The sequence below is a fragment of the Streptomyces sp. NPDC031100 genome (assembly GCF_055570785.1).
This window is the reverse complement of the sequence record NZ_JBVIGN010000008.1, coordinates 86,321-95,585: the sequence shown is the minus strand read 5'-3', so window position 1 is coordinate 95,585 and position 9,265 is coordinate 86,321. Positions and strand designations below refer to the sequence as shown.

Genomic DNA, 9,265 nt, shown 5'->3' with positions numbered 1-9,265 from the left:
GGTAGCGTCACGGCCATGACTGCCGGGTCGTCCTTGTGCCGTGAGCGAGTTGGGTGCCCGGCCTCTGAGTGAGGTCCGCGCGGGCGAGGAGCCCGCCGCTTTCTCTGCGCACTGAAACGAACCATCAGCCGCAGAGAGAGAAGACAGAGTGCCCAATCCCTTCAATCAGAAGATCATCGACGAGTTCCGTGCCCACCACGGCCGCCTGAGCGGCTCTTTCGAAGGCGCCCGGCTCATCCTGCTCACCACCACCGGCGCCCGCACGGGCACCCCGCACACCACCCCGGTCGGATACCTGCCCGACGGCGCCGACCGGATTCTCGTCATCGCCTCGGCCGGGGGCTCGCCCCGCCACCCCGACTGGTACCGCAACCTGCTCGCCCGCCCCGAAGCGACCGTCGAGAGCGGGGTGTTCACCTACCGGGCCCGTGCCGAGGTGCTCACGGGCGAGGAGCGGGACCTGGCCTTCGCGCGGGCGGTGGAGGCCGACCCGGGCTGGCAGGCGTACCAGGAGAAGGCGGGCGGCCGGGTGATACCCGTCGTCGCGCTGCACGAGATCGCGCAGGGCGGGCCGCCGAACATCGCCGCCGACTCGCCGGGCGAGGCGATCCGGCTCGTCCATGACGTGTTCCGGCGCGAACTCGCCCTGATCCGCAAGGAGATGGCCGCGGGCAGCGGTTCCACGCTCGGCGCCCAGCTCCGCGTCAACTGCCTCACGCTCTGCGCGGGGCTGCACACCCACCACGCCGGCGAGGACACCGCCCTGTTCCCGTTCCTCGCCGGCCGCCATCCGCACCTCGCCCCGGCCCTGGAGCGGCTGGAGCAGGAGCACGCCCGTATCGCGGACCTCGTGGAGGAGCTGCGGCGCGCGGTCTCCGGCGAGCACCCCGACCCGGCCGCCGCCCGCGCCGAGGTGGACCGGCTGACGGCCGAGCTGGAGGCTCATCTGGCCTACGAGGAGGAGCAGTTGGTGCCCCTGCTGGGCTGAGGTCGCTAGAACGGCAGCGGGCGCGCGTGGACGACGTCCAGCCGGGACACCGCCCGCGTCAGCACCACGTACAGCCGGTGGGCTCCTCGCTCCTCCGCCTCCGCCACGGCGGCCGGTTCCACGGCGACGACGTGGTCGTACTCCAGGCCCTTGGCCAGGCTCGCGGGCACCACGGCCAGCCGGGCGCCGAGTTCCTCCGGTCCGGCCGCGTCGAGGCCGGCCGCGGCGAGCGCGTCCCGTACGCGGGGCACGTCCGCGTCCGCCGCGACGACACCGACCGAGCCCTCGTGGGCGAGGGCCTGCTGCACAGCCGTCACGGTGGTGCCGGGCACGTCGTCGGTGGGCCGGAGGGTCAGCTCGCCGTCCGCCCTGAGCGACCGGGCGGCGGGCACGGCCACGTCCAGCCGGTCCAGCAGCCGGTTGGCCAGCTCGACCACCGCGGCGGGCACCCGGAACCCGGTGGTCAGCGACACCACGGCCGCGTCCCGCTTGCCGAGGTGGCGCAGCTGGACGGGCCAGTCGCGGGCCGCCCACGGGGTGGTGCCCTGGGCCAGGTCGCCGAGCACGGTCAGCGAGCCGAAGACGGCCCGGCGGGCGATCGCCCGGCACTCCATCGGCGAGAGGTCCTGCGCCTCGTCCACGACGATGTGGCCGTACCCCTCGGGGTGCTCGATCAGCCCCGAGAGTTCGTCCAGGAGGACGAGGTCGGCAGCCGACCAGCGGGCCGACTTGTACGAGCGCGGCGGGCGGGGCCAGAGCAGGGCGGCCTGCTCGTCCGCGTCCAGCAGCCCGTCGGCCGCCCGTGCCAGCGCCCCGCCGTCGGTCAGCAGTTCGGCGAGGATCTCCTCGGGCCGGACCTTCGGCCACATCACGTCGAGCCGGGCGGTGAGCGCCCGCATCCGCTCGACCCGGCGCAGCCAGGCGTTCGGCGGCGGCCCCGACCGCCGCTCCACCTGCTCCAGCAGCAGTCGTACCACCCGGGCGCGGACCCGCTCGCGCCCGATCGCGTACGGCGGCTCCTCCGCGCGCACCTCGTCGACGATGCCGGCCAGCTGCCCGGCGGTGACCCGCAGCCAGTAGGAGCCGTCCCGTACGGCGAGGTCGGTCACCCCCTCGGCGGACACCCGCGCGTACAGCGCCCGGCGCAGCACCTCGGCCATGCGGGCGTCGTGCTTGACGGCGGCCGTGGGGACGGGATCGGTGCCGGTGACCGGGTGGCGGGCGATCTCGTCCAGGAGGGTGGCCTGCCGGACGCCGGTCTCGCCGAGGGAGGGCAGCACCTCGGCGATGTAGGTGAGGAAGGTGCGGTTGGGGCCGAGGATCAGCAGGCCGGAGCGCTGGAGCCGCTTGGGGTGGGTGTAGAGCAGGTAGGCGGCGCGGTGCAGGCCGACGGCCGTCTTTCCGGTGCCCGGGGCGCCCTGGACGCACACGGAGACGGTGAGGTCGCCGCGCACGAGGTCGTCCTGCTCGGGCTGGATGGTGGCGGCGATGTCCCGCATCGGGCCGACCCGGGGCCGCTCGATCTCGCGCGCGACGATGTCGCTGACCTGCGTCTCGCCGCGGCCCAGGCGCTCGTCCTCCAGCCCGGTGAGGTCGGCGGAGTCGCCCCGGCTGCCCGGCGCCCAGCCGAACCGGCGCCGCACCTCGACGCCCTGCGGTTCACGGGCGCCGGCCTGGTAGAAGGCGCGGGAGACGGGGGCCCGCCAGTCGACGACCAGGGGCGGCGCGGCCGGGTCCTCGGTGATCCGCAGCCGGCCCACGTGGTAGCTCTGCCCGCCGTGCTCGGGGTCCGAGGCGGTGAAGTCCAGTCGTCCGAAGAACAGCGGCCCGCGGGGCAGTTCGCGCAGTGCCTTGGCCTGGCTGCGCAGCCGGCGGCCGAGGACCTCGGCGTCGGCGCCGGAGGCGGAGACGTCCTCGCCGATGACGACCTGGTGGGCGGCGCCGTCGACCATGGCGGCGAGGGCGGTGCGGCAGGTGTCGTGGTAGGCGCGTTCGCGGTGGAGGGTGGTCTGGAGGTCCTCGGGGGCGGGGTGGAGTGACGTCATGACTCCACCGTACCCAGAAAATGTAACCGAGTTAAATATGTTACCGAGTCTCGCTCGGTCGGCCCGTGAGCCCCGACAGCCCCGCCGCCAGTCGCCCGAAGGCTCGCTCGGCCGCCCGCACCGCGTCCGGCCGGACCTGCTCCACGCCCTCCCCCGCCGCGATCCGGCGCCAGTTCTCCATCGCGAGGATCCGCTGGACGGCGATGATCTGCCCGGCGGCGATCCGGGCGTCGAGACCGCCCCCGAGCGCCTCGGCGAGCGCCGCCTCCGACCGCTCCAGATGGCCGTACGCCCTTGCCACCAGGGCCGGCGTCCCGTACAGCAGCCGGTGGAAGGCGAGCACGGCCGGATGGTCGTTCAGGCCGGTCACCGGATCGCAGCGCTCGAGCCCGGCCAGGAAGTGCCGGCGCAGCGCGTCCACCGGCTCGGCCGACCCGGCGACCACCCGCGCGGCCTCCGTCTCGTGGTCCGCGATCCGGTACAGGACCAGGTCCTCCTTGGCGGGGAAGTACCGGAAGAGCGTCGGCTTGGAGATCCCGGCCGCGGCGGCGACCTCCGCGACCGACACCGCGTCGAAGCCGCGCTCCAGGAAAAGCCGTACGGCGGTGTCCGACACGTCCTGGTACATCTGCTGCTTCTTGCGCTCGCGCAGGCCCATCTCGTCCATGGGCCGAGCCTACGCAGCGGTGTCCGGGCGAGTGGGCCAGGCCAGGGCGCGGGTGAGGTTCGGGCCGGTCCGGTGCCGGGACGACAGGCCCAGCGAGGCGGTGGCCGCCGCCAGGGTCATCGCGTACGAGTCCACCGCGCGCCGGACGTTGGGTGCGTCCAGGCCCGCTCCGGTGACCAGGCGGTCGAGGTCGACGTAGGCCGAGCGGACGATCTCCACCCAGCGGTACACCCGCCAGTCCTGCTGCCAGTCGGCGGTGTACCGCGCGGGCAGACGGCTCTCCCAGCGACGGAACATGCGGTCCCGGATCTCCGGCCGGGTGGGGGTGAGGTGCATGTGCCGGACCAGCTCGTACAACGGGTCGCCGACCAGGGCCATCTCCCAGTCGATGAGGGTCAGGGCGAGGCGGTCGTCACGGCGCACCAGGTTCCAGGGGTTGAGGTCGCCGTGCAGCAGGGCGGGGGCGCGGGGGGTGACCCGGTGCCGGGCGAGGATCTCGCGCAGGCGGGGCGCGTCGGGCAGGCCGAGGAAGCGGGCCAGTTGCTGGGACTCCCTGGGCAGGTGGGCGACCAGCGCCACGAGCTGGTCGCTGAGCCAGTCGTAGAAGCCGAGCCGGCCCGCGACCGGGTCGACCTGGGCGTGGTCGACCTCGGTGAGCGCGGCCAGCTGGTCGACGAGGCCGTCCGCCTCGTGCGGGCGCAGGCCGCCCACGGGGTGATCGGGTCTTCGGCCCAGGTCGCGCGGGCCCTCGTAGGTGTGGACGGCGAAGCCGTCGCCGGAGTACGTCCGGATGCCGCAGGGTCCCGGCGAGTGGCTCTCCCCGAGCGCCAGGACCCGGGGCGCGGCCACCGCCGCACCGGACCGCTCGATCGCCCGGAGCACGGCGTGCTCGCTGAGGAAGCTGCGCTCGCGCCGGCTGGCTCCCGCGACCTTGCGGCGGACCGCGACCGGGAACGGGGTGCCGGGGACCCACAGCACCGAGGTGAGGTGGGCGGTGCCCTTGAAGATCCGGCCGGCCGGGGTCGCGCCCTCCAGGAGCAGGGCGGCACGGACGGCGGTGTGCGGGAAGGCGGGGTGCTCCGGGACGCGCCGGTCCGGTGTCCAGTCGATCGCCCGCGCGACGGGGCCGGGGCGCCCCGCGCCGCCGCGCCAACCGGGCCATGCGGACGCCCAGCGGACGAGGATCCGCTCGATCTCCTGCTCGCCGGGCACCTGGGCCAGCCGCAGCGGTTCGGCCCCTGCCTCCAGGGCCCGGCGCACCGTGGCCGTCGCCTCGGCCAGGCGCTGCTGGTCGAAGGAGTCCTCCAGGGACTGCGCGGCCCGCATCACGTCGGGGAACACGGACTGGGCCCGCTCGAAGGCGACGTAGTGGCGCAGGTCCCGGGTGACGCCGCTGACCGCTGCGGGCCGCACCTCGCGCATGGCGCGCACCCAGGCCTGGACGACCTCGTCCCACTGGTGGTCCGGGTAGCGCATCCGGACCAGGTGGGTGGCCAGGTCGTGCAGCGGATCGCCGTAGGTGGCCAGCTCCCAGTCGACGCGGACCGGGGGCGCGTCACCGCCGTACGGCAGGATCAGGTTGTCGCGGTGCAGGTCGCCGTGGAGCAGGCTGTAGGGGCGGCGGGACATCGCGGGGACCCGCTCGGCCAGCCCGACCAGGGCGTCCTCGGGCACGCCGAGCGCGGCGAACAGGCCGCCGAATCCGGCCCGGTTGGGCTGCCGGATCTGCAGATCGGCCAGGCGGGCCAGGGTCTGCAGGAAGGCCTGGCTGTCGGTGTAGTTGCGCGGCCAGCAGGCCGGCAGGGGTGGCAGCGCGGCGGTGTTGCGCACCTGGGCCGTCTCGGCGAGCAGCCCCGCCAGTGCCCTGATCAGCAGCCCGTCGACCGGTTTCCCGGCACCGCAGACGCTGGAGAGCACCGCACCGTCCACATGGCTGTGGATGGCGAAGCCGTCCCCCTCGGCCAGGCACTCGGGCACGTTCGCGAGGACGCCCCTGACGGACCGCAGGATCTGCGCCTCGCTGGGCCAGGTCCGGATCACCACGGGCAGCGCACCCGCGCGCCGCAGCCGCACGGTCACCGCCGTGCCCGGCTCCCGCCCGAGCAACCGGGCCATCGGCTCGGTGAGTTCCACGACGTGGTTCTGATGGTGGAAGCCGCCGCTCGCCCGTCCCCGGGCCGCGGCGTGCGCCAGGAACGCCTGGACCGCGGCGTGCGGCAGGGCTCGGCCGGCGCGGCCCCGGGCCGGGTCGCGGGGGACGGGTGGTGCGCCCACGGGCCGCTCCGGGGTTCGATCGCGCTGACTTCGCACTGCGGGGACGGACAGGTTGCAGAAAAAGCTATGCCCGGGTGACGGACGGCACGACCCAAAGCCCGGTCGAGTAGCCCAACGGTGGTCGGCCACTGCTGTGTGCACGTCGTCCGGGCATGGCTCGTTCGCCATCCCTTACGCGCGGATCCGAGCGGTTGCCCCGTCGGTGCGGGCATGCTAGCGCACGGCGGGCCTCAGGCTCGGGGAGCGCACCTCCGCAACCACACCAGCAGCGGCTCCAGGGACGTCACCACACACCCGGCCCCGGCCTCGCGCAGCACCTTCCTCTTCCGCTCGTTACGCGCGTAGCCGAGGAAGGGCACTCCGGCGCGCCCTGCGGCGACGAGGTCCGAGGGTGCGTCGCCGATCATCAGGGCGGCGGACGGCGCGGCTCCGATCGCGTTCAGCGCGCGGTTGAGGCAGTGCGGGTCCGGCTTGAGGCGGTGCAGGTCCTGGGTGCGGCCGTAGACGTGGGGGGCGAAGCAGGCGTCGAGACCGCGCTGCTGGAGGTAGGCCCGGACCACCTTGGGGGAGTTGTTGGTGGTGATGGCCAGGCGGGAGCCGACGGCCAGCCAGGTGCGGATCAGGGGGTCGGCGTAGGCGGTCGGCAGGGCGGAGGCGGCTGCCCGCAGCTCCTCCTGGGTGAGCCGTTCCTCCAGTTCGGCGACGAGATCGCTGCCCGGGTGCCGGCGGTCCACCGCGCGCAGCACGACCTGCGGGTCCAGCGTGCCCCGTTCGGTCTCGGTGAGCAGTCCGCGCAGTCCCTGCAGCTCGAGCCACTCCACCAGCTCCGCGGCCACCCGTTCCGCCTTGTGCCGGGCGAACAGGCGGCAGATCGGCCCGTCGAAGTCCCACAGCACGACCTGGGCAGCTGTGATCAGTTCCGGTAGCTTCTCGATCTCGTTCGCATCAGAAGTCGCATCAGAAGTCACTAGGAGAGTGTCAGGTCCGTGGTGATGGTTTCCCAGAGGGCGTCGAACCACTTCTGAGACTGCTCCACGAACGCGGCATCGCGCCGGCCGGCCCGCTTCTCGAAGGAGAACAGCAGGGACTCGGAGCCGAGGGTGTCGTACATGTCCAGCATGCCGCTGTCCGTCGGCTCCTCGCGGCGGGCGATCATGTAGTACGCGTACAGCGCCTCCACGCCGTTGAGCAGGTAGAGCTTGGCCGGCGGGGTGAAGGGCAGGGCCCGGAAGGTGACCTGCACGTCGATGTCGTGGGTGGAGCGCAGGGCCTGGAGGTTGTACTGCAGGACCTGGCCCTGGGCGTTGCGCATCGCCAGCCAGCGCTGGTGCACGACGTCGTCGTCGCCGTCGACCGGGACCGGGAAGGCGAGGTTGATGTCCCGGGACGGCAGCAGGATGCGGGCGTCGATCCGGTCGGGGCGGATGCGGCCCTCGTGGATCAGGCGGAGCGGCTCGCCGAGGGCGGGGATCAGGGACTGCGCGGTCAGGCAGGCCGCGTCGATGCGCACGTGCGGCGCGGAGAACGCCTCGGTCAGCCGGGGAGCGAGGCCCACCATCGTCGGCTGGGGCTCGTCGTGGGCGGGGGGCGGGCCGGCGACGCGCGGCGGGCTGCCCTTGCTGACATGGCTGAGCAGACCGTCGTCCGCGAGTGCCTTGAGGGCCTGGCGTACGGCACCGCGCTCGACCCCGTACCGCTCCGCCAGCTCGGCCTGGGTGGGCAGCCGGTCGCCCGCCTTCAGGTCCCCGGTGCGGATGCGTTCCCGCAGGATGTCGGCGATCTCCTGGTGCGTGAGCCTTCTACTGCCGTTCACTGCCACGTTCTCCTGGGTCACGACCAAACGCTACAACCCTGATCCATCTAAAGGGAGTTGTTGCGAAGTTGTTTGTCACTGGCGACCAAGTGGGGACAACATAGTCAGAGTTGGTTGCCAACCTGGTCAAGTTGGCAGACCGAAAGGGGGACCCACCATGCCCGCCCTCGCACTTCTCTGCGCCGTCTTCGTCGTCGGCTTCGAACAGCTCGTCCAGTGGAAGTACGGCGCCGCCGGCCTCGTCGGCCTGCTGCTGCTCTCCGTGGGCATCAAGGCCAAGAGCCCGGCGGTCAGCTCCGCCGGCGCCGTACTGCTCGCGGTGCTCCTCGCCGGGCCCGCCCTGTGACCGGGCCCGCCCGGCCCGGCCTCACGGCGTCAGGACCAGTTCCGAACTGATCGTCTCCCACAGCGCGTTGAACCACAGGTGGGACTGCTCCACGAAGGTGGTGTCGCGCAGGTCCGCGCCCTGCTCGAAGGCGAACAGCATCGACCGCGTGCCCTCGGCGTCGTACAGCTGCAGGTGCTCGTGGTCGATCTCCCGCTCGCGGCGGGTGAGCGTGTAGTACGCGAACAGCGCCTCGGCCCCGTTGATCAGGTACAGCTTGACCGGCGGGGTGAAGGGCAGGGCGCGGAAGGAGACGTGCACGTCGATGCCGTGCGTGGTGCGCAGCGCCTGCAGGTTGTGCCGCAGCACCTGGCCCTGGGCGTTGCGCTGGGCCAGCCAGCGCCGGTGCAGCAGACCGCCGTCGGAGGCGTCCACCGGTGCCGGGAAGGCGAGGTCGATGTCCCGGCTGGGCAGCAGCACCCGGACGTCGATCTTGGCCGGATTCAGCCGTCCGGCATGGATCTCCCGGAGCGGCGCGCCCATCGCGAGGTTCAGCGAGACCGAGGTCAGGCACAGGGCGTCGATCTCGACGTGCGGGGCGGCGAAGGCCGCGGCTATGCGGGGCGCCAGGCCCACCATGGTGGGCTGCGGCGGTGCCGGGGGCCCGGCCGCCGGACGGGCGTGCGCCGCGGGGAAGGCCACGGTCGCGGGGCTGCCCTTGGACACGTTCGTGAGCAGGCGCTCCGCCTGGAGGATGCGCAGGGCCTCCCGTACGGCACCGCGCTCCACGCCGAACTCGTCGGCGAGCTTCGCCTGGGTGGGCATGCGCTGGCCCGGCCGCAGCTCGCCCGACCTGATCCGGGCGCGCAGTTCGTCGGCCACCTCGCGATGTGACGTGCGTGACCGCTGTGGCCTCTCCCGCCCACTGGCGGAGGCGTGTTCCGGGTCCACAGAGAAACACTACAACTTCCCGCCATCTTCCGGCAGTTCACGGGAAGGTGGTTATGAGACGCTTCCAAGCGGAGATAAGTACTGTGAGTTGGTAGCCAACTTAATGAACATGGTTGAGCTTTCCAGTGGTTGGCCGACCGGGCTCCCTTCCGGAGGGGAGCCGGGAGCCCGGGCAGGGGACGGCCATCGGAGCGGCACAGTC

General features: G+C 73.0%; 8 protein-coding genes. 2 read left to right on the top strand and 6 right to left on the bottom strand.

All coding sequences use genetic code 11. From position 1 onward, the window contains the following. Positions 1-148: 148 nt before the first annotated feature. Entirely contained in the window at positions 149-988 is an 840-nt protein-coding gene (locus ACZ5DS_RS22960) for a nitroreductase family deazaflavin-dependent oxidoreductase (protein ID WP_468241525.1), read from the top strand. Between the two features lie 5 nt (positions 989-993). On the opposite strand, the gene ACZ5DS_RS22955 is transcribed toward ACZ5DS_RS22960, so the two are convergent. The 5 genes from ACZ5DS_RS22955 to ACZ5DS_RS22935 form a co-directional block, all read right to left on the bottom strand. Beyond that, the gene (locus ACZ5DS_RS22955; RefSeq protein WP_468241523.1) at positions 994-3,033 is read right to left on the bottom strand and encodes a HelD family protein; all 2,040 of its coding nucleotides are present in this window, start codon (positions 3,031-3,033) and stop codon (positions 994-996) included. A 40-nt stretch (positions 3,034-3,073) separates the two neighbouring features. Continuing rightward, entirely contained in the window at positions 3,074-3,700 is a 627-nt protein-coding gene (locus ACZ5DS_RS22950) for a TetR family transcriptional regulator (protein ID WP_468241520.1), read from the bottom strand. Between the two features lie 9 nt (positions 3,701-3,709). Beyond that, positions 3,710-5,974: a phosphotransferase gene (locus ACZ5DS_RS22945; RefSeq protein WP_468241518.1), complete on the bottom strand. Its 2,265-nt coding sequence runs from the start codon at positions 5,972-5,974 to the stop codon at positions 3,710-3,712. A 230-nt stretch (positions 5,975-6,204) separates the two neighbouring features. Further along, a complete protein-coding gene (locus tag ACZ5DS_RS22940) occupies positions 6,205-6,942 on the bottom strand; it encodes an HAD family hydrolase (protein ID WP_468241516.1) in 738 nt (245 codons plus the stop codon). Next, positions 6,942-7,814, bottom strand: coding sequence for a winged helix-turn-helix domain-containing protein (locus tag ACZ5DS_RS22935; RefSeq protein WP_468241514.1), 873 nt, complete (start codon positions 7,812-7,814; stop codon positions 6,942-6,944). The genes ACZ5DS_RS22940 and ACZ5DS_RS22935 overlap by 1 nt, the downstream gene beginning before the upstream one ends. Before the next feature lie 130 nt (positions 7,815-7,944). Between ACZ5DS_RS22935 and ACZ5DS_RS22930 the strand changes: the two genes are divergently transcribed. Next, the gene (locus ACZ5DS_RS22930) at positions 7,945-8,133 is read left to right on the top strand and encodes a hypothetical protein (protein WP_468241511.1); all 189 of its coding nucleotides are present in this window, start codon (positions 7,945-7,947) and stop codon (positions 8,131-8,133) included. A 21-nt stretch (positions 8,134-8,154) separates the two neighbouring features. Here ACZ5DS_RS22930 and ACZ5DS_RS22925 read toward each other — a convergent pair whose 3' ends face one another. After that, positions 8,155-9,063, bottom strand: a complete 909-nt coding sequence (locus tag ACZ5DS_RS22925; RefSeq protein ID WP_468241509.1) for a winged helix-turn-helix domain-containing protein — start codon at positions 9,061-9,063, stop codon at positions 8,155-8,157. Between the last annotated feature and the right edge of the window lie 202 nt (positions 9,064-9,265).